A 19692-nucleotide genomic window follows, 5' to 3' on the forward strand; every position below is an offset into this window, starting at 1 on the left:
GCGCCGTGGACAGCGAGACCTTCCTCGTCCGCACCGGCGGGCGCGACACCGTCCTGGACCTCACCGACCGCGCCCGTGCCTGGGTCGCGGGCCGCGGCGACGGGCTGCTGCACGTCTTCGTGCCGCACGCCACGGCCGGTCTCGCGGTGCTCGAGACAGGAGCCGGCTCCGACGACGACCTGCTCGCCGCGCTGGCCGACCTGCTGCCCGCGGACGACCGCTGGCGGCACCGGCACGGCACCCCCGGTCACGGCCGGTCGCACGTGATGCCCGCGATCGTGCCGCCGTACGCGACGCTCCCGGTGCTGGGCGGGCAGCTGGCCCTCGGCACGTGGCAGAGCCTGTGCCTGGTGGACCTCAACGTCGACAACCCCGAGCGCGAGGTGCGGTTCTCGTTCCTGGCGGGGTGAGGTCGGTCGCGTCCGGAGTCGAACACGTGTTCGATCCTGGCGTACCATCGGAGTCATGGACCGACTCGTCGCCCCGCCCGGCTGGCCGCGGGCCGTGCGCCCGCCCGACGCGCCCGACTGGGAGGTCACGGCCTGCGCCTGGCTACTGGACCTCTGTCCTCCGGAGTTCCGCTCCTACCCGACGCTGCGGCGCCACCCCGTCGTGCTGGCGCGGTTCGCAGTGCTGCACGTGGAGGGCTGCCACGCCGCGGTCCGGCGCGGGCTGAGCGAGGCCCGCGCCGACCTGCCGCAGGTCGCCGACGGCGACGTGGTGGAGGCGGCCGTGCAGACCTTCCTGGCCGAGGAGGCCCGGCTCGTCGGCGTACGACGGGAGGTCGGCCTCGTGGAGGAGGCGCTGCGCGGACGCCGCTACCGCGCGCGGCTCTAGGTCCAGCGGTAGGTTCCGGGACGTGCACGACTTCGCCTGTGTCGTCCTGGTCGACCGCCGTGGCCGCCTGCTCATGCAGGAGCGCGACGAGCACCCCGTCATCGACCCCGAGAAGTGGGGGCTCTGCGGCGGCCACCTCGAGCCCGGTGAGGACCCGCTGACCGGCGCGGTCCGCGAGCTGGAGGAGGAGACCGGGGTCGTGCTGGCGCCCGAGGAGCTCGAGCTCGTCGAGCAGCTGCAGGTCTTCCACGAGGGCTACGGCACCTGGGACCAGATGACCTTCTACGCCGCCGGCGTCGACCTCGACGATCCCGACATCGCGTGCACCGAGGGACGCCAGATCGTCTTCGTCGACCCTGACCGGGTGCTGGACCTCGACCTCACCGGCTCGGCGCGTCGCGTCCTGCCGGGGTTCCTCCAGGGCCCGATCTACAGGAGGCTGTCCGCATGACCGGTTCCCGCACGCTCCAGGTCCACCCCGTCGGCCACGACGGTGCCGAGGACGTCGTCGTCGCCACCTCCGGCCGGCACGAGGGGTCGGTCTACACCGGCACCGTCGACGGCGCGGTGCTGCGGGTCTCCCACGACGGCTCCAGGGTCGAGCAGGTCGGCAGCACCGGCGGGCGCCCGCTCGGCATCGAGGTCGACCCCGACGGCCGGCTGCTGGTCTGCGACTCCCACCGCGGCGTGCTGCGAATGGACCCCGACACCGGGGCGGTCGAGCAGGTCCTGGCGGCGGTCGACGGCGTCCCCATGGTCTTCTGCAACAACGCCGCGATCGCCAGCGACGGCACGGTGTGGTTCTCCGACTCCTCGCGGCACTTCGGCATCGACCGGTGGAAGGACGACTTCGTCCAGGACACCGCCAGCGGCCGGCTGCTCGCGCTGCGCCCCGACGGGTCGGTCGAGACCGTGCTCGACGGCCTGCGCTTCGCCAACGGCGTGGCCCTGGCCCCCGACGAGTCCTTCGTCGTCGTCGCCGAGACCCGGGGTCGCACGCTGGTGCGGCACTGGCTCACCGGCGACCGCGCCGGCACCCGCGACCTCCTCGTCGACGGCCTGCCCGGCTACCCCGACAACATCGCCCGCGGCAGCGACGGCCTCATCTGGGTCAGCATCGCCAGCCCCACCGACCCGGTGGTGGAGCGGCTGGGCCGCGCACCGCTGCTGGTCCGCAAGGGTGTGACCAAGATCCCGGAGCGGTTCCAGCCCGCGCCGAAGCGCACCTGCCGCGTCCAGGCCTTCGACGCCGCCGGCACGCTCGTGCACGACCTGGACCTCGACACGCCCGACTTCCACATGGCCACCGGGGTGCGCGAGCACGAGGGGCGCGTGTGGATCGGCAGCCTGCACGAGCCCTCCGTCGGGGTCGTGGATCTGTGAGCCACCCCGTCTAGACTCGGAGGCTCCGCCCCGGGCTGCGTGACCCGCACCGTCCCGGGGGCAACGACGCAGGAGGAGGACCCCCCGAATGGGAGTGCTGGAGTCGGTCTCGGGACCCCGTGACCTCCGGAGCCTCACCGACGCGGAGCTCGACCTCCTGGCGAGCGAGATCCGCGACCTGCTGGTCCGCTCGACCTCGCGGGTCGGCGGCCACCTCGGCCCCAACCTCGGCGTCGTGGAGCTGACGATCGCGATCCACCGGGTCTTCGACTCCCCGCGCGACCGGGTCGTCCTCGACACGGGGCACCAGTCCTACGTCCACAAGATGCTCACCGGTCGCGCCAGCCAGTTCGACGGGCTGCGGCAGGAGGGCGGCCTGTCGGGCTACCCGAGCCAGGCCGAGTCCCCGCACGACATCGTGGAGAACTCCCACGCCTCGACCGCGCTGTCCTACGCCGACGGCCTGGCCAAGGCCTACCGCATCCGCGGGGAGGACCGGCACGTCGTGGCCGTCATCGGCGACGGGGCCCTGACCGGCGGCATGGCCTGGGAGGCGCTCAACAACATCGCGGTCGCCCCCGACAGCCGCCTGGTGATCGTGGTCAACGACAACGGCCGCTCCTACACCCCGACCGTCGGAGGTCTCGCCACCGCGTTGTCGAGCCTGCGCACCGACCCCCGCTACGAGCACGTCCTCGACGTGGTCAAGAAGCGGCTCAACGCCGTGCCGGGCGTCGGCCCCGCGGCGTACGACGCGTTGCACGCCATGAAGAAGGGCCTCAAGGACGCGCTCGCCCCCCAGGGCCTGTTCGAGGACCTCGGCCTGAAGTACGTCGGTCCCGTCGACGGCCACGACCGGGCCGCCATGGAGACCGCGCTGACCCAGGCCAAGCGCTTCAACGGCCCCGTCATCGTCCACGCCCTGACCCGCAAGGGCTTCGGGTACGACGCCGCCGAGCGGCACGAGGCCGACCAGTTCCACAGCCCGCAGCCCTTCGACATCGAGTCCGGCGAGGAGCGCAAGCGCGGCCGCATCTGGACCGACTTCTTCTCCGACGCGATGGTCGACCTCGGCCACCGTCGCAAGGACGTCGTGGCGATCACCGCCGCGATGATGCACCCGGTGGGGCTGGACGCCTTCGAGGCGCACTTCCCCGAGCGCACCTTCGACGTCGGCATCGCCGAGCAGCACGCCGCCACCTCGGCGGCCGGCCTCGCGATGGGCGGTCTGCACCCGGTGGTCGCGGTCTACGCGACCTTCCTCAACCGCGCCTTCGACCAGGTGCTCATGGACGTCGCGCTGCACAGGTGCGGCGTCACCTTCGTGCTCGACCGCTCCGGCGTCACCGGCGACGACGGCGCCAGCCACAACGGCATGTGGGACATGTCGGTCCTGCAGGTCGTGCCCGGGCTGCGCCTGGCCGCGCCCCGCGACGCCACCCGCCTGCGCGAGCTCCTCGACGAGGCCGTGCAGGTCGACGAGGCCCCGACGGTGGTCCGCTTCCCCAAGGGCGCCCCGCCCGCCGACGTGTCGGCGGTCGACCGGGCCGGCGGGTGCGACGTGCTGGTGCGCTCGGGTGCCCGTGACGTCCTCGTGGTCGCCGTCGGCTCGATGGCCACCACCGCCGTCGAGGTCGCCGAGCGGCTGCGTGACCAGGGCATCGGCGTGACCGTGGTCGACCCGCGCTGGGTCAAGCCCGTCGACCCCGCGCTGGTCGACCTGGCCCGCGAGCACCGGCTGGTGGTCAGCGTCGAGGACAACGGCGTGCAGGGCGGGTGCGGCGCCTCGCTGCTCCAGGCGCTCGTCGCCGCCGGCGTGCGCACCCCGGTGCAGCTGCACGGCATCCCGCAGGAGTTCCTGGGCCACGCCAAGCGCGACGTCATCCTCGAGCGGATCGGCCTCACCGCCCAGCACCTGGCCCGCGGCATCGTCGAGGCCATGGCCGGTGACCTGACCGGGCACCTCCCTGACGACAGCGACACGGTCGTCGACCCGGGCGAGGCGCAGCCCGAGGTCGCCGGTCCGCCCGGCGACCGGTCGCGTGACCGGCGCGGCTGAGAGGTCCTGGGAGGGAGACCCGCACCTCGGCCGCGGCCGGTCGCACCACAGGACCGTCCGCTGGGGCTCGGCGCTCATCGGTGCCGCGCTGGCGATGGGAGCGCTGAGCGGCTGCAGCCTGCTCGCCGACGACGAGACGTCCTCGCCCGGGACGTCGGCGGCACCGGCACCCCCGGGGGTCGTCGAGGAGCTCAAGCGGGTGCTGCGCCGGCGTGCCGTCGCCGTCCGCGAGGGCGACGAGCAGGTCTTCCGCTCCGGGCTGGCCCGTCGCGGCGGTGAGCTGGTCGCGGCGCAGGCCGACTACTTCCGTGCCCTGCAGGACCTGCCGGTGCGGGTGTTCCGCTACTCGTTCGACCCCGCCGACGTGCTGCGCGACGGCGAGTCCTACTGGGTCGTCGTGCGGGTGCACCTCCAGCTCGAGGGGTACGACGCGGCCCCGGTCGTCGCCCGCGACCGCTACCTCTTCGCGCCCGGCGCGCGGGGCCGGCTGCGGCTGGCCTCGGTGACTGACGAGGCGTGGGAGGAGCGCAACGGCGTCGTGGCCCAGCCCTGGGACCGTGGCCCGGTCGAGGTCCGCGAGGTGGCGGGCGTCCTCGGCGTCTTCGACGCCGCCTCGGTCGGCAGCGCCGACGCGCTGCTGGAGTTGGTGCAGCGCGGCATCGCCGACGTCAGCGCCGTGGTGCCCTACGCCTGGGAGCGCCGGGTCGTGGTGTACGCCCTGGGCGACTCGGGGTTCCTCGGCTCCCTGGCCGAGCTGCCGGGCGGCGACCCCGAGCTGGTCGATGCGGTCGCCTTCCCCGTGCCCCTCGACGATGCCGACCCGACCGCTGGCACCGCCGGGGTCCGGGTCGCCCTCCACCCGCGGATGCTGACCCGCGAGGACGGGGCCCGCGACCGGCTCGTGCGCCACGAGCTCACCCACGTCGCCCTCGGACCGCGCGACGACGCCGTGCCCGTCTGGCTCTCGGAGGGTATCGCGGAGTGGGTGTCGGTCGCCCCGCTCGCACCCGAGGACCGGGCGCTCTCGACGGCCTCGCTCGTGGCCGCCCGCGACGGGCTCGAGGGGGAGGAGCCGTCGGGGGAGCCCCTCGACCTGCCCCGCTCCGACGGCTTCAACGGGGCGACCTCGGGCGCCAACTACGGGCTCTCGTGGTGGGCGTGCGAGGCCCTCACGACGGCGTACGGCGACGAGGTGCTGTGGACGCTGGTCGACGACCTCGACGCGGCGGCCGAGGTGGTCACCGCCCGCGGGGAGGACCCGGCCGTGGGGGTCGACGAGCGCGGCGAGGAGGTGCTGGCCCAGCGCACGGGGCTCACCACCGAGGACCTCGCCCGGCGGGCGGCGAGGCTGATGCTGGCGACGTACGGGCCCTGACCCCACCTCCTGCGAGGCGGGAGCCAGGGCCCGTCGTGGTCCTGCTGGTCGTGCGGTGCTCAGTGGAAGGAGCCGAGGCCCTCACGCTCGAGGAGCATCGTGAGCCCGCCGTTCCAGAACGCGAAGCCGGCACCGGTGATCATCGCCAGGTCGAGGTCCTCGGCCGCTGTGACGACGCCCTCGTCGAGCATCAGCCGCGCCTCCTCGGCCAGGCCGGTGAGGACCCGGGTGCGGACCTCCTCGCGCGACAGCACGACCGGCGAGGCCGGCTTCTCCAGCAGCGCCTCGACCTCGGGGTCCAGGGACCCGTCGGGACCGAAGTAGGCCCCCTTGCGCGCCGCCACCACCCGCTCGAGGGCGGGGGAGACGTAGAAGCGGTCGGGGAACGCCGCCGCGAGCGTCTCGGTGTTGTGCAACGCGATGGCCGGACCGACCAGGGCGATGAGCGTGAACGGCGACATCGGTGCGACACCGGCGAAGGCGCCGTCGACGACGTCGATCGGGGTGCCCTGGTCCAGCACCCGGCTGACGTCGGACATGAAGCGCCCGAGCAGCCGGTTGACGATGAAGGACGGGCTGTCCTGCACCAGGATCGTGGTCTTCTTCAGCGCCTTGCCGGTGCCGAAGGCGGTGGCCAGCGTCGCGTCGTCGGTCTTCTCGCCCTGGACGATCTCCAGCAGCGGCATGACCGCGACGGGGTTGAAGAAGTGGAAGCCCACGACCCGCTCGGGGTGCTGCAGGTCGGCTGCCATCTCGGTGATCGACAGCGAGGAGGTGTTGGTGGCCAGCACGCACTCGGGGGACACCACCGCCTCGACGTCGGCGAAGACCGACTTCTTGACCGACATCTCCTCGAAGACCGCCTCGATGACGAAGTCGGCGCCCGCGAAGCCGGTGGCCTTGTCGACCGAGCCGGAGACCAGGGCCTTGTGCCGGTTGGCCTTGTCCTGGTTGATGCGACCCTTGGCGAGCAGCTTGTCGATCTCGGCGTGGACGTAGCCCACGCCCTTGTCGACCCGCTCCTGATCGAGGTCGGTCAGCACGACCGGCACCTCGAGGCGGCGGACGAAGAGCAGCGCCATCTGGCTGGCCATGAGGCCCGCGCCGACGATGCCGACCTTCGTGACCGGGCGGGCCAGCGAGCGGTCCGGGGCGCCGGCGGGGCGCTTGGCGCGCTTCTGCACCAGGTCGAAGGCGTAGAGGCTGGCGAGCAGCTCGGGGGTCTGCGACAGCGCGTGCAGGGCGTCGTCCTCCCGGGCGAACCCGGCGTCGCGGTCACCGTCGCGCGCGGCGTCGATCAGCTCGACGGCCTTGGCTGCGGCGGGGGAGGCCCCACCCGTGCGGGCCTGGGCGACCTGCTGGGCCCGGCGTACGGCGTCGTCCCAGCCCTGGCCGCGGTCGACCTCGGGGCGCTCCACGACGACGTCGCCGCGCAGCACCGAGGCGGCCCAGAGCAGCGACTGCTCCAGGAAGTCCGCGCCCTGGAAGACCGCGTCGGCCAGGCCGAGCTCGAAGGCCTGCTGCCCGCCGACGGTCTTGCCGTTGTTGAGGGGGTTCTCGAGGATCAGCTGGACCGCGGTGGCGGGACCGACCAGGTTGGGCACGAGGTAGGCGCCGCCCCAGCCGGGGACGAGGCCGAGCATGACCTCGGGCAGGCCGAGGGCGGGCGCGGAGTCCATGACGGTGCGGTAGGTGCAGTGCAGCGCGACCTCGAAGCCGCCGCCCAGCGCCAGGCCGTTGACGAAGCCGAAGGACGGCTTGCCGCCGGGGTCGCCGAGCTTGCGGAAGACCGCGTGGCCGAGCTCGGCCACGACCCGCACGGCGTCCGGGCCGCCACCGGCGATGCTGGTGAGATCGGCGCCCGCGGCGAGGATGAACGGCTTGCCGGTCACGGCCAGCGCGGTGACCTCGTCGTCGGCCAGCGCCGCGTCGATCGCGGTGTTGAGGCTGATCAGGCCGCGGGGGCCGAAGGTGTTGGGCTTGGTGTGGTCCTCGCCGTTGTCCAGGGTGATGAGGCCGATCGTGCCGGCGCCGCCGGGGAGGGCGACCTTGCGCAGCTTGGCCTCGGTGACGCGCTCGGCGTCGGAGGAGATCGCCTGGGCGCGCTCCAGCAGGGTGTCGATGGTGGTGCTCACGTCAGTTGGCTCCGTTCCAGTGCGGGTTCTCCCAGATGACCGTGCCGCCCATGCCGATGCCGATGCACATGGTGGTCAGGCCGTAGCGGACCTCGGGGCGCTCCTCGAACTGGCGCGCCAGCTGGGTCATGAGGCGCACGCCGGAGGAGGCCAGGGGGTGGCCCATGGCGATCGCGCCGCCGTAGGGGTTGACCCGGGCGTCGTCGTCGGCGATGCCGAAGTGCTCCAGGAAGGCCAGCACCTGCACGGCGAAGGCCTCGTTGACCTCGAAGGCCTCGATGTCGTCGATGGTGAGGCCGGCCTGCTTGAGGGCCTTCTCGGTGGCCGGGATCGGGCCGGCGCCCATGACCTCGGGCTCGACGCCGACGAAGGAGTAGGACACCAGGCGCATGCGCACGGGCAGCCCGAGCTCGCGGGCGGTCTCCTCCTCGGCCAGCAGGGCGGCGGTGGCGCCGTCGTTGATGCCCGCGGCGTTGCCGGCCGTGACGTTGCCGGCGGCACGGAACGGGGTCTTGAGCCCGGCGAGGCTCTCCATCGTCGTCTGCGGGCGCATCGGCTCGTCGGTGGTGGCCAGGCCCCAGCCGAGCTCGGCCGAGCGGGTCGCGACGGGCACCAGGTCGGGCTGGATCTTGCCGGCGTCGTAGGCGGCGGCCGTCTTGGCCTGGGAGCGCACGGCGTAGGCGTCGACGCGCTCCTTGGTGATCGTGGGGTAGCGGTCGTGAAGGTTCTCCGCGGTCTTGCCCATCACGAGCGCGTCGGGGTTGACCACGCGCTCGGAGAGGATGCGCGGGTTGGGGTCGACGCCCTCGCCCATGGGGTGGCGGCCCATGTGCTCGACACCGCCGGCGATGGCGACGTCGTAGGAGCCGAAGGCGATGCCGCCGGCGGTCGTGGTCACGGCGGTCATCGCGCCCGCACACATGCGGTCGATGGCGTAGCCGGGCACCGACTGCGGCAGCCCGGAGAGCAGGGCGGCGGTGCGGCCGATGGTCAGGCCCTGGTCGCCGATCTGGGTGGTGGCGGCGATCGCGACCTCGTCGACGCGCTCGGGCGGGAGCGACGGGTTGCGCCGCATGAGCTCGCGGATGCACTTGATGACCAGGTCGTCGGCGCGGGTCTCGGCGTACTGGCCCTTGGCCTTGCCGAAGGGAGTGCGCACGCCGTCGACGAAGACGACCTCTCGCAGCTGTCGGGGCACGGGGTCTCCTGTGGGTGGGGTGCTCGGGGACGGGCGACACGCTACCTGCTCGGTTACCCATCAGTAGTACCCACCGGTAACTCAGGGACGACCCACGGACGACAGGGTGCCCGGTGGGGGACGGCGGCTCGGGAATATCGTGGGCCGCCCCTGGCTTCCCCGACCGTCCGAACGACCGGAGGACCAGCCGTCCCCCACCGGAGAGGAGCGTGGCGCCACCGTGGCCGACCACCGTCTCGTGCACATCGTCGACGAGGTGCCCGAGCTCGACTCGCGGGCCGACCGCCCCGGCGCACCCGGGGGCGAGCTGACCATGGTCGTGGTCCTCGACGGGTTCCTCGACGCCGGGAGCGCCGCCGCCCGTGCCGCCCAGCACCTGGTGGACCTCGACGACACCGGCCCGGCGGCCGGACGGGTCGTGGCGACCTTCGAGGTCGACGAGCTGCACGACTACCGTGCGCGCCGGCCCCCCGTGTCCTTCGTCGTCGACCGCTACACCGACTACGACGCGCCCCGCCTGGTCGTGCGCCTGCTGCACGACACCGGCGGCACGCCGTACCTCCTGCTGCGCGGACCGGAGCCCGACGTGCGCTGGGAGGGCTTCGTGCGCGCGGTGCGCCGGGTGGTCGAGCGCTTCGGTGTCACCCGGGTCGTCAGCATGGGCTCGGTGCCGATGGCGGTGCCGCACACCCGGCCGATCGCGATCACCCACCACGCCAACGATCCCGAGCTGCTCATCGGCGCGTCGCCGTGGCGCGGCGAGCTCCGGGTGCCGGCGAGCGTCCAGGCGCTGCTGGAGATCCGGCTGGGGGAGTGGGGCCACCCCGCGCAGGGCTTCGTCGCCCACATCCCGCACTACCTCGCCCAGCTGCCCTACCCCCAGGCGGCGGTCGCGCTGCTGGAGCAGGTCGAGCGTGCCGGTCGGCTCACCGTGGACCTGTCGGGCCTGCGCGCCGAGGCGGAGGACCGGGAGGACGAGATCACCCGCTACCTCGTCGAGCACGAGGAGGTCGCCGACGTGGTGGCCGCGCTCGAGCGGCAGTACGACGCCTTCGAGCGGGCCGAGGAGTCCGGCGCCTCGCTGCTGGCCCCCGACGAGCCGCTGCCCACGGGGGAGCAGCTGGGCGAGCAGTTCGAGCAGTTCCTCGCGGGCCTGGACGGCGAGGACCCCGGCACCGGCGGCGAGACGGACGGAGGTCGCTGATGCCCCGCGACGTCGACGAGCTGCTGACCCTGCTCGACATCGAGACCATCGACGACAACCTCTTCCGCGGCAGCCAGCAGGCCTCGGTGCTGCCGCGGGTCTTCGGCGGGCAGGTGGCCGCGCAGGCGCTGGTCGCCGCGGCGCGCACCACCGACCCGGCGTACGTCGTCCACTCGCTGCACTCCTACTTCCTGCAGCCCGGCGACACCGGGGCGCCGATCGTCTACGACGTCGAGGCGCTGCGCGACGGCCGGTCCTTCGCGACCCGGCGGGTGCTCGCGCGCCAGCACGGCCGGCCGATCTTCGCCATGACCACCGACTTCCAGAAGCCCGAGGAGGGCCTGGACCACCAGGACACCTTCCCCGACGACGTGCCCTCGCCCGAGGACTCCCTCGACCCGACGGCACGGCGCGCCGACGGCGAGTTCACCGAGTGGGACGCCGTCTCCATGCGGTACGTCGGCTCCTCGGCCGACCTGCTGCCGCCCGACCCGCAGCGGCCCGGCCGCCAGCGGTTCTGGCTCAAGATCGACGGCGAGCTGCCCGACGACCCGCTGGTGCACGCCGCGGCCTTCGCCTACGCCTCCGACATGACCATCGCCGGTGCTGCGCTCGCGCCCCACGGCTACCGCCTGGGCGGGCCCGACATCATGGTCGCCTCCCTCGACCACACGGTGTGGTTCCACGAGCCGTTCCGCGCCGACCGGTGGTGGCTCTACGACCAGCACGCCCCGCGTGCCTCCGGGGGTCGCGGCCTGATCAGCTCGCGCGTCTTCACCGAGGACGGACGGCTGGTCGCCTCCACCGCCCAGGAGGCGCTGCTGCGGCGCATGCGGTCGAAGGAGGAGCGCGGCTGATGCGCGTCCCCGAGCCCACCCCGCTGCGCGAGCCCGACCAGGGCGCCGTCGACGAGCTGGTCGCACTGCTGGACCTGGAGGAGATCGACCAGGACCTCTACCGCGGGCAGTCGGTGCCGACGCCCCGTGGGCGGGTCTTCGGCGGCCAGGTCGCGGCGCAGGCGCTCTGCGCCGGCATCCGCACCGTGCCGCAGGAGATGGGGGTGCACTCCCTGCACTCCTACTTCCTGCTGCCCGGGGACCCGTCGCTGCCGATCGTCTACGACGTCGAGCGGATCCGGGACGGGCGCTCCTTCGCCACCCGCCGGGTCGCCGCGCGCCAGCACGGTCGTCCGATCTACTTCCTCACGGCCAACTTCCAGCGCGACGAGGAGGGCTGGTCGCACCAGGACGCGATGCCCGAGGCGCCGCGGCCCGAGCAGGGCCTGGACCTCGTGGCGCTGATGACGGCCCGCGGCAACAGTGACGCCGAGGCGCTGGGGCGGGAGTGGGCCTCCCTCGACGTGCGGTGGATCGGCAACTCGAAGCACGGGCTCGAGGCCGACCCCGTCCACCCGTCGCGCGCGCGGATGTGGGCACGTGTCAACGGCGACCTCGGCGAGGACCCGGTGACCCACCTCGCCGCGTTCACCTTCGCCTCCGACGTCTCGCTGCTCGGCGCCACCCTGGCCGCGCACCCGGTCTCGCCGCACGAGGTGCAGATGGCCTCGCTGGACCACACGATCTGGTTCCACCGACCCTTCCGCGCCGACCGCTGGTGGCTCTACGACCAGTGGTCGCCCTCGGCCCAGTCGGCGCGGGGCCTGGCGCTCGGGCAGGTGTTCACCGAGGACGGGACGCTCGTCGCCACGGTGGCCCAGGAAGGCCTCATCCGGCCCCGCTCCTAGCATGACAACGGTGTAGTTCGTGACATCTGCTGGGGCGTGTCGCTACCTTTGTGGCGAATGTGACGGCTGAGCGCTCGTGAGGCGTCTGTGACACGGCTGTCCTGATCCCCCAGGAGTGTCATGCGACGTACGACGGCGGGCGCGAGCCTCGTGCTGCTCGGGATGCTCGTGGGGGTCGTCGGGGCGGCGGCGCCCGCGCTCGCCCAACCGGTGAGCGACTACGAGATGCCGTTCCCCTGCGCGCAGGAGTGGACCGGGACGACCCGCTCCTCGCACAGCCCGAGCGTGCGGGCGATCGACTGGAACCGGGTCGACGACCTCGGGGACCCCGTGGTCGCCTCCGCACCCGGGGTGGTCTCCAAGGCCGACGCCGCCTCGACCCGCGGCTACGGGCGGCACGTCGTCGTCGACCACGGGGCCGGCGAGAGCACGGTCTACTCCCACCTGCAGGACGTCTTCGTCGTGACCGGCCAGCGCGTGGACCAGGGGACCCAGCTGGGCACCGTCGGCTCGACGGGCAACTCCACCGGACCGCACCTGCACTACGAGCAGCGCCAGGACGGCCAGGACGTCGAGGCGTGGTTCGGCGGGGTGCCGTTCACGTACGGCGCCACGCAGGCCTCGGGCAACTGCGTCGACCTGCCACTGGCCGGCAACATGCTCGGGGACCGCACGGCCGAGCTGGTCGTCTACCGCCGGGCCCCGCGCTCGCTCTTCTTGGTGCAGCGGCCCGGCCGCGAGCCGAAGACGATGCGACTCGGGACCGCCACCGACGAGCCGGTCCTGGGCGACTGGGACGGCAACGGCAAGGCCAACCTGGGTGTCTGGAGCCCTGCCGAGGGGCTCTTCACCATGCGCGTCGGCAAGCGCGCCACCACGACGCTCACGCTCGGCGTCGGCTCGGACCAGCCGGTCGCCGGCGACTGGGACGGCGACGGCGTCTGGGAGGTCGGCGTCCGCTCGCCCGCCACCGGCGCCTGGACCCTGCGTGGCGCCGACGGCTCGGTGCGCACGGTCTCGCTCGGCGACGCCGCCGACCTGCCGGTCACCGGCGACTGGGACGGCGACGGCACCACCGACGTGGGCGTCTTCGACCCCACGACGGCCACCTTCACGCTGCGCCGGGTCGACGCCGAGGGGCTGACCTGGACCGCCGAGGTGCAGTTCGGCAGCCCGGGCGACCTGCCGGTCACCGGCGACTGGGACGCCAACGGCACGACCGACGTCGGGGTGTGGGACCCCGCGACGGCCACCTTCTCCGAGCGCCGGGCCGCGGCCGCGACCGCCGCCCGGAGCACCACGGCCTCCACCCCGTTCGGCCGCCCCCGCTGAGCACCGCCGAGCCGTCAGGAACGAACCGCCGAGCCGTCAGAAGTGAACCCTCGACCCGTCAGCCCCGGGCCAGGTGCGGTCCAGAACTGACGGGTCGAGGGTTCGGAAGTGACGGTTCGGCGGTGGGGCGGCCGGCGGCGGGTCAGTGCGCGGTGGTGCGGCCGACCAGGTGCGGGGCGCCTGTGCGCGGGTCGGTCAGGGAGAACGTGTAGCTGCCGTCGTACCTCTCCGAGCCGAAGGCGACCTTGCCGGGGAGCAGGATCGGCTTCTTGAACGCCACGTCGACGGTGACCGCCTCGGGCAGGCGGTTCTCCAGCGCGGCGACGCACCGGGCCAGGCTCCACATGCCGTGCGCGATCTGGCGCGGGAAGCCGAGTGCCTTCGCGGTGAGCGGGTAGAGGTGGATGGGGTTGAGGTCGCCCGACACCGCGCCGTAGCGGCGACCCAGGTCGCCCGGCAGGTTCCACACGACGCCGTTGGAGGCGGTGACGGGGATGTCGAGACCAGCGGGGGCGCTGTCGTCGCCCTTGCCGCGACGGAGGTAGGAGCTGGTGCTCTCCCACACCGGCGCGCCGTCGGGGTCGGTGATCGTGGTGACGAAGTCGAAGACGCGGCCCTTGGCGTGCGGACGCTGCGGCTCGACCCGGGCGGCGACCGCGAGGGTCTCCCCGACGCGGACCGAGCGGTGCGCGGTGATGGAGTTCTCCAGGTGCACGGTGCCGATGGCCGGGGCCGGGAACGCCGGGTCGGTCATGATCGCCATGTGCAGCCCGAAGGCCAGCATGTGGGGGTAGGTCAGCGGGACGGTGTCCTTCTGCGGGAACCCGCACACCTCGGCGTACGCCGCCACGTGCTCGGCCTCGATGGTGACGGGCGGCCGCTGGTAGCCCAGGCCGGCGAAGCCCTCCGAGGACGCCTTGCGCACCCCGGGCAGCGACCCGACGACGGGGACGCTCGGCAGCGCGGCCCGGAGCAGGCTGCCGAGGCCGGCGCCGCCGTCGTGCTGCTTGACTGCGGTCTCCGCGGTGCCCATCAGGCGCCCAGCATCATCTGGCCGCAGACCCGCACGACGTTGCCGTTGACGGCGGTCGAGCCGGGGGAGGCGAACCAGGCGATCGTCTCGGCCACGTCCACGGGCAGGCCGCCCTGGGACATGGCGTTGAGGCGCTGGCCGACCTCGCGGGTGGCCAGCGGGACGGCCGCCGTCATGGCGGTGATGATGAAGCCGGGGGCGACGGCGTTGATCGTGATGCCGTCCTTGAGTTCGTCCTTGAGGCTGTCGACGAAGCCGATCACGCCGGCCTTGGAGGCGGCGTAGTTGGTCTGGCCGACGTTGCCGGCGATGCCGGCGATGCTCGCGACACCGATGATGGAGCCGCCCTTGTTGACCACCTTCTGGTCGAGGAGCTCCCGGGTGATCTTCTCCGGGGCGGTGAGATTGACCGCGATCACGGACTCCCAGCGGTCCTCGCCCATGTTGGCGAGCTTCTTGTCGCGGGTGATGCCGGCGTTGTGCACGACCACGTCGACGCCACCGTGCTTGGTGGAGAGGTGGTGGGCGATGCGCTGCGGGGCGTCCTTGGCGGTGATGTCGATGGTCAGCCAGTCGCCGTCGAGCTCCTTCATCAGCGACTGCAGCTCGTTGGCGGCCTGCGGCACGTCGACGCCCACGACGGTCGCGCCGTCGCGGTGCAGGACGCGGGCGATCTGCTCGCCGATGCCGCGGCTGGCACCGGTCACCAGGGCGACCTTGCCGGCCAGCGGCTGCTGCCAGTCGGCGACGGCAGCGGCCTTCTTGGTGCCGGTGGCACCGATCCGCACCACCTGGCCGGAGACGTAGGCGGACTTGGGGGAGAGGAGGAAGGCGAGGGTGCTGGTGATCGCGGCCTCGGCGCCGTCGGCGACGTAGACCAGCTGGACGGTGCCACCCTTGCCGATCTCCTTGCCGAGGCTGCGCGTGAAGCCCTCGAGCGCGCGCTGGGCGACGCGCTCGGCACCCTCGACCTGCTCCGGCGGGGTGCCGAGCACCACGACGCGCGGGCACGAGGCGAGGCTGCGCATGAGAGGGGTGAAGAACTGCTGGAGCGCGACGAGCTGGTCGGCCGAGGTGAGGCCCGTGGCGTCGAAGACCAGGCCCTTGTACTTCTGCCCGTCCTCCGTGACCTGCGTGCTGGCGATCCCGACGGTGTCGAGCAGGCCGGGCAGCGACTCGGCGAGGCGACCGCGACCGCCGACGACGACGGTGCCGTCGACCAGCGGGGCGCCGGCGGTGTAGCGCTCCAGGCGCGTCGGGGCGGGGAGGCCCAGGTTCTTGACGAGCAGCTTGCCGAGCGGGCTCTGGGTGAAGCTCTGGTACTTGTCGCTCATGGCGCGCGGATCCTCCGGGGCTGGTCGTGAGTGGGCGGGGCGGTGCCCCGCAGCATGTAACTAGACGTGTAACTCGGTGTCCACTTTTCGTGACGTGGCCCTCACAGCCTTCCTCCACGACCCCGTCCGGGGCAAGGATGGGCCCATGCAGACCCAGACCCGTCGTGTCGCCATCATCGGCGGCAACCGCATCCCGTTCGCCCGCTCCAACGGCGCCTACGCCACCGCCTCCAACCAGGAGATGCTGACCGCGGCCATCGACGGTCTCGTCGACCGCTTCGGCCTGGCCGGCGAGGCCGTGGGCGAGGTCGTGGCCGGTGCGGTCCTCAAGCACTCGCGCGACTTCAACCTGACCCGCGAGGCGGTGCTGGGCTCCAAGCTCGCCCCCGAGACCCCGGCCACCGACATCCAGCAGGCCTGCGGCACCGGCCTCCAGGCCGCGATCCAGGTCGCCAACAAGATCGCCCTCGGCCAGATCGAGGTTGGCATCGCCGGCGGCACCGACACCACCTCCGACGCCCCGGTCGCGATCAGCGAGAAGCTGCGCAAGAAGCTGCTCAAGGTCAACGCCGCCAAGGACACCAAGGGCCGCCTCGCCGCGCTCGGCGCGATCCGCCCCGGCGACATCGGGCTGGCGATCCCGCAGAACGGCGAGCCCCGCACCGGCATGTCGATGGGCGAGCACGCCGCGCTGACCGCGCTGGAGTGGCAGATCACCCGCGAGGCGCAGGACGAGCTGGCCGCCGCCTCCCACCAGAAGCTCGGCGCCGCCTACGACCGCGGCTTCCTCGACGACCAGGTCACCCCGTTCCGCGGGCTGGAGCGCGACTCCAACCTGCGCCCGGACTCCTCGGTCGAGAAGCTCGCCAAGCTCAAGCCGGTCTTCGGCAAGGGCGAGGCCGCCACCATGACCGCCGCCAACTCCACCCCGCTGACCGACGGCGCGTCCGTGGTGCTGCTGGCCTCGGAGGAGTGGGCCGAGGAGCGCGGGCTGCCCGTGCTGGCCTACCTCACCGAGTACGAGACCGCGGCCGTCGACTACGTCCACGGCGGGGAGGGCCTGCTGATGGCCCCGGCGTACGCCATGGCCCGGATGCTCCAGCGCGCCGGCCTGACGCTGCAGGACTTCGACTTCTACGAGATCCACGAGGCCTTCGCCTCCCAGGTGCTCGCCACCCTCGCGGCGTGGGAGGACCCGGTGTTCTGCAAGGAGCGCCTCGGCCTCGACGCCCCGCTGGGCTCGATCGACCGCGACAAGCTCAACGTCAACGGCTCCTCGCTCGCCGCCGGGCACCCGTTCGCCGCCACCGGCGGCCGGATCATCCCGGTGCTCGCCAAGCTGCTGGCCGAGAAGGGCTCCGGCAAGGGCGTCATCTCCGTCTGCGCCGCCGGCGGCCAGGGCGTGACCGCCATCATCGAGCGCCCGTGAGGCGCTGAGCCGCACGACGTACGACGTCGACGGCCCCGTCCCCGCAGCACCGGGGGCGGGGCCGTCTGCGTTCGTCGCGTCGGGTGGGCGTGACTCGGCGCTGGTTCGAGCGTGACTCGGCGCCGGTTCGAGTCCGTGCGGCTCAGCGGCCGCCGCGGGCCAGGGCGAGCGCGGACACGACGAGGTGGTCGCGCACCTGCTCGGGAGAAATCTCGCCGACGGTGGGGACGCCGGGGGCGGCTTCCATCACCAGGATGCCGACCCGGGCCAGCTGCAGGGCGCCGAGGCCGCTGGCGTAGAGGGTGTTGGCGAGCAGGGTGGGGTCCTGCACGTGGAAGTCGCCGCTGCGCACGCCGTCCTCGAGGGCGTCGGAGAGCTGGGTCAGGCACCCGGCGATGCCGCGGCCGAGTCGGAACAGCGCGCTCTCGGAGATCTCGTCGAGCAGCTCGGGCCCGGAGCGGCGCATCAGGGTCTGGGCGCAGTCGACGAAGGCCGGGTGGGCCAGGGAGTAGTCGGCGAAGGCGGTCACGATCCGGGCGACCCGCTCCTCGGGGGTGCCCCCGGCGGCGGAAGCGGCCTCGAGGTCGCGGCGCAGCTCCTCGAGGTAGCCCACCACCGTGAGGGCGAAGAGCTCCTCCTTGCCGCTGAAGTGGCGGTAGACGATGGCGCGGTTGATCCCGACGGCGCGGGCGATGTCCTCGATCTGGGCGTCGCGGACGCCGCGCTCGTCGAAGAGGGCGCGGGTCGCTGCGAGGATCTCGGCCTCCCGGGCGCGCCGGCGCGCGGCGGCTGCGGAACGGCGGCCGTCGGTCTCGGAGGCGCGCGTGGTCACCCGGTCAGTGGTCACGTGGCCACGATACGCACGTGCAACTCGGAGTTGCACGCGTGTGACGCGAAGGTCACGCCGGGCTCGCTCGGCCGGTCAGGGCCGCGACAGGTCACGGACCGGCGAGGTGCGCCCGGACCGTCTCGAGCGTGTCGGCCGCCTCGGGGCCCTTGTCCTCGCGGTAGCGCACGACCCGCGCGAAGCGGAGCGCGACGCCACCGGGGTAGCGGGTCGAGCGCTGCACCCCGTCGAAGGCGATCTCCACGACCTGCTCGGGGCGGACGAAGACCGTGTGGCCCTCGCGGTGGGTCTCCAGGTCGAGGAAGCGCTCGGTCTGCCAGGCCAGCACCTCGTCGGTCATCCCCTTGAAGGTCTTGCCGAGCATCACCAGCTCGTCGCCACCGTCGGCGCTGCGCGCTCCCAGGTGGATGTTGGAGAGCTTCCCCGACCGTCGCCCCGAGCCCCACTCGACGGCCAGCACGACCAGGTCCAGGGTGTGGACCGGCTTGACCTTCACCCAGGCAGCACCCCGCCTCCCCGCGTCGTACGACGCCAGCAGGCTCTTCACGACGACGCCCTCGTGGCCCGCGGCCAGCTGTGCCGACGCGAACGCCTCCGCCTCCTCGACCGAGGTCGTCTCCACGCGCGGAACGCGGTGCTCGGGCGGGACGAGCCGGGCCAGGGCCGTGGCCCGGGTGGACCCGGGCCTGTCCATCAGGTCCTCCCCGTCGAGGTGCAGCACGTCGAAGAAGAACGGGGTGACCCGGGCGCCGGCCGACTGCGCGGTGCGGGAGGCCGTCTCCTGGAACGGCCGGGGTCGGCCGTCCCCGCCGACCGTCAGTGCCTCGCCGTCGAGCACGAACCGCTGCGCCGGCAGCCGGCGTGCGACGGCCACCACCTCGGGCAGCCGCTCGGTGATGTCGTCGAGCGAGCGGGTCACGACGAGCACCTCGTCGCCGTCGCGGTGCACCTGCACGCGGATGCCGTCGAGCTTGGTGTCGACCGCGACCGGTGCGCCGTCGGGGCCGGCCTTCTCCATGGCCGCGGCGACGTCGGTCGCCGAGGAGGCCAGCATCGGCAGCACGGGGCGACCGACCTCGAGCACGAACGTCGCGAGCCCCGCCTCGCCCTCGCGCAGCGCCGCACCGGCGACCGCGACGGTCGACCCGGCGAGCATCGCGGCCCGGCGTACGGAGGTCAGGGGGACGTCGGCGGCGAGCGCGACCGCCTCCTGCACGAGCGCGTCGAGCGCGCCCTGGCGGACCTCGCCGGTCGCGATGCCGCGCAGCCAGGCCTGCTCGGGCTCGGTGGCGCGGGAGAAGAGCTCGGCGACCGCGGCGGCGCGCGCCGTGGCCGACCCGGGGCCGGACAGCCCCGAGAGGGACTCGAACGCGTCGTGCACGCCGAGGACCGTCAGCGACGGCTCGGCGGCCGGGTCGGGGAGCGAGGTGAGCGAGCGCCAGCCGACGCCGGTCCGGCGCTGTCGGAGCTTGCCGCCGAGGTACGAGACGACGGTCTCGACCTCGTCGTCCTGCGTGCGCGCGAGCAGCTCGGCGATCGCGGCGACCTTCGCCTTGCGCGAGCGGGTCGCGGCCACGGCGGCGGAGGTGGTGACCAGGTCGAGGAGGAGCACACGGTCAGCCAAGCACCGGCCACCGACGGCGGCCTACCCCCGGGCGGCGGTCACCGGGAGGTTCGAACCAGCGCCGACTCACCGTCGAACCAGCGCCGAGTGACGCTCGAACCAGCGCCGAGTCACCCTCGAACCAGTGCCGAGTGACGCTCGAACCAGCGCCGAGTCAC

At 73.3% G+C, this 19692-nt stretch carries 17 protein-coding genes; 11 read left to right on the forward strand and 6 right to left on the reverse strand.

Features of this window, described 5'->3' with window-relative positions; all coding sequences use genetic code 11:
• Positions 1-5 precede the first annotated feature (5 nt).
• The 6 genes from Q1V71_RS09955 to Q1V71_RS09980 all read left to right on the forward strand — a co-directional run bounded on the left by Q1V71_RS09955 (position 6) and on the right by Q1V71_RS09980 (position 5654).
• Complete coding sequence (locus Q1V71_RS09955; protein ID WP_300643365.1) at positions 6-410, forward strand: YjbQ family protein; 405 nt, start codon at positions 6-8, stop codon at positions 408-410.
• A gap of 55 nt (positions 411-465) precedes the next feature.
• Positions 466-837, forward strand: a complete 372-nt coding sequence (locus tag Q1V71_RS09960) for a hypothetical protein (protein ID WP_300643367.1) — start codon at positions 466-468, stop codon at positions 835-837.
• 22 nt (positions 838-859) lie between these two features.
• Complete coding sequence (locus Q1V71_RS09965; RefSeq protein ID WP_300643369.1) at positions 860-1288, forward strand: NUDIX domain-containing protein; 429 nt, start codon at positions 860-862, stop codon at positions 1286-1288.
• Complete coding sequence (locus Q1V71_RS09970) at positions 1285-2220, forward strand: SMP-30/gluconolactonase/LRE family protein (RefSeq protein ID WP_300643370.1); 936 nt, start codon at positions 1285-1287, stop codon at positions 2218-2220. The genes Q1V71_RS09965 and Q1V71_RS09970 overlap by 4 nt, the downstream gene beginning before the upstream one ends.
• Positions 2221-2308: 88 nt before the next feature.
• Complete coding sequence (gene dxs, locus Q1V71_RS09975) at positions 2309-4279, forward strand: 1-deoxy-D-xylulose-5-phosphate synthase (protein ID WP_300643372.1); 1971 nt, start codon at positions 2309-2311, stop codon at positions 4277-4279.
• A 94-nt stretch (positions 4280-4373) separates the two neighbouring features.
• Positions 4374-5654, forward strand: coding sequence for a hypothetical protein (locus Q1V71_RS09980; protein WP_300643374.1), 1281 nt, complete (start codon positions 4374-4376; stop codon positions 5652-5654).
• 59 nt (positions 5655-5713) lie between these two features.
• On the opposite strand, the gene Q1V71_RS09985 is transcribed toward Q1V71_RS09980, so the two are convergent.
• Positions 5714-7789 (reverse strand): 3-hydroxyacyl-CoA dehydrogenase NAD-binding domain-containing protein, encoded by a 2076-nt coding sequence (locus tag Q1V71_RS09985; protein ID WP_300643375.1) that lies wholly within the window; start codon positions 7787-7789, stop codon positions 5714-5716.
• A gap of 1 nt (position 7790) precedes the next feature.
• Entirely contained in the window at positions 7791-8987 is a 1197-nt protein-coding gene (locus Q1V71_RS09990) for a thiolase family protein (protein WP_300643377.1), read from the reverse strand.
• Between the two features lie 220 nt (positions 8988-9207).
• On the opposite strand from Q1V71_RS09990, the gene Q1V71_RS09995 reads away from it, so the two are divergent.
• The 4 genes from Q1V71_RS09995 (at position 9208) to Q1V71_RS10010 (ending at position 13267) form a co-directional block, all read left to right on the forward strand.
• Positions 9208-10191: a proteasome assembly chaperone family protein gene (locus Q1V71_RS09995; RefSeq protein WP_300643379.1), complete on the forward strand. Its 984-nt coding sequence runs from the start codon at positions 9208-9210 to the stop codon at positions 10189-10191.
• Positions 10191-11048: an acyl-CoA thioesterase II gene (locus Q1V71_RS10000; RefSeq protein ID WP_300643381.1), complete on the forward strand. Its 858-nt coding sequence runs from the start codon at positions 10191-10193 to the stop codon at positions 11046-11048. The genes Q1V71_RS09995 and Q1V71_RS10000 overlap by 1 nt, the downstream gene beginning before the upstream one ends.
• Positions 11048-11935, forward strand: a complete 888-nt coding sequence (locus Q1V71_RS10005) for an acyl-CoA thioesterase II (protein WP_300643383.1) — start codon at positions 11048-11050, stop codon at positions 11933-11935. The genes Q1V71_RS10000 and Q1V71_RS10005 overlap by 1 nt, the downstream gene beginning before the upstream one ends.
• Positions 11936-12055: 120 nt before the next feature.
• Positions 12056-13267, forward strand: coding sequence for a M23 family metallopeptidase (locus Q1V71_RS10010; protein ID WP_300643385.1), 1212 nt, complete (start codon positions 12056-12058; stop codon positions 13265-13267).
• 142 nt (positions 13268-13409) lie between these two features.
• Here the strand turns inward: Q1V71_RS10010 and Q1V71_RS10015 are convergent, their stop codons facing one another.
• Both Q1V71_RS10015 and Q1V71_RS10020 read right to left on the reverse strand, forming a co-directional pair.
• On the reverse strand, positions 13410-14300 hold the full coding sequence (locus Q1V71_RS10015; protein ID WP_300643387.1) for a MaoC/PaaZ C-terminal domain-containing protein: 891 nt from the start codon (positions 14298-14300) through the stop codon (positions 13410-13412).
• Positions 14300-15634, reverse strand: a complete 1335-nt coding sequence (locus tag Q1V71_RS10020; protein ID WP_300643389.1) for a 3-oxoacyl-ACP reductase — start codon at positions 15632-15634, stop codon at positions 14300-14302. Before Q1V71_RS10020 ends, Q1V71_RS10015 begins: the two co-directional genes overlap by 1 nt.
• Before the next feature lie 145 nt (positions 15635-15779).
• Here Q1V71_RS10020 and Q1V71_RS10025 point away from each other — a divergent pair, with 145 nt between their 5' ends.
• The gene (locus Q1V71_RS10025) at positions 15780-17063 is read left to right on the forward strand and encodes an acetyl-CoA C-acetyltransferase (protein ID WP_300643391.1); all 1284 of its coding nucleotides are present in this window, start codon (positions 15780-15782) and stop codon (positions 17061-17063) included.
• A 142-nt stretch (positions 17064-17205) separates the two neighbouring features.
• Here Q1V71_RS10025 and Q1V71_RS10030 read toward each other — a convergent pair whose 3' ends face one another.
• The gene (locus Q1V71_RS10030) at positions 17206-17910 is read right to left on the reverse strand and encodes a TetR/AcrR family transcriptional regulator (RefSeq protein WP_300643393.1); all 705 of its coding nucleotides are present in this window, start codon (positions 17908-17910) and stop codon (positions 17206-17208) included.
• 91 nt (positions 17911-18001) lie between these two features.
• A complete protein-coding gene (locus Q1V71_RS10035; RefSeq protein ID WP_300643394.1) occupies positions 18002-19522 on the reverse strand; it encodes an ATP-dependent DNA ligase in 1521 nt (506 codons plus the stop codon).
• Between the last annotated feature and the right edge of the window lie 170 nt (positions 19523-19692).

Source organism: Nocardioides sp., from assembly GCF_030149505.1.
Taxonomy (GTDB): Bacteria; Actinomycetota; Actinomycetes; order Propionibacteriales; family Nocardioidaceae; genus Nocardioides.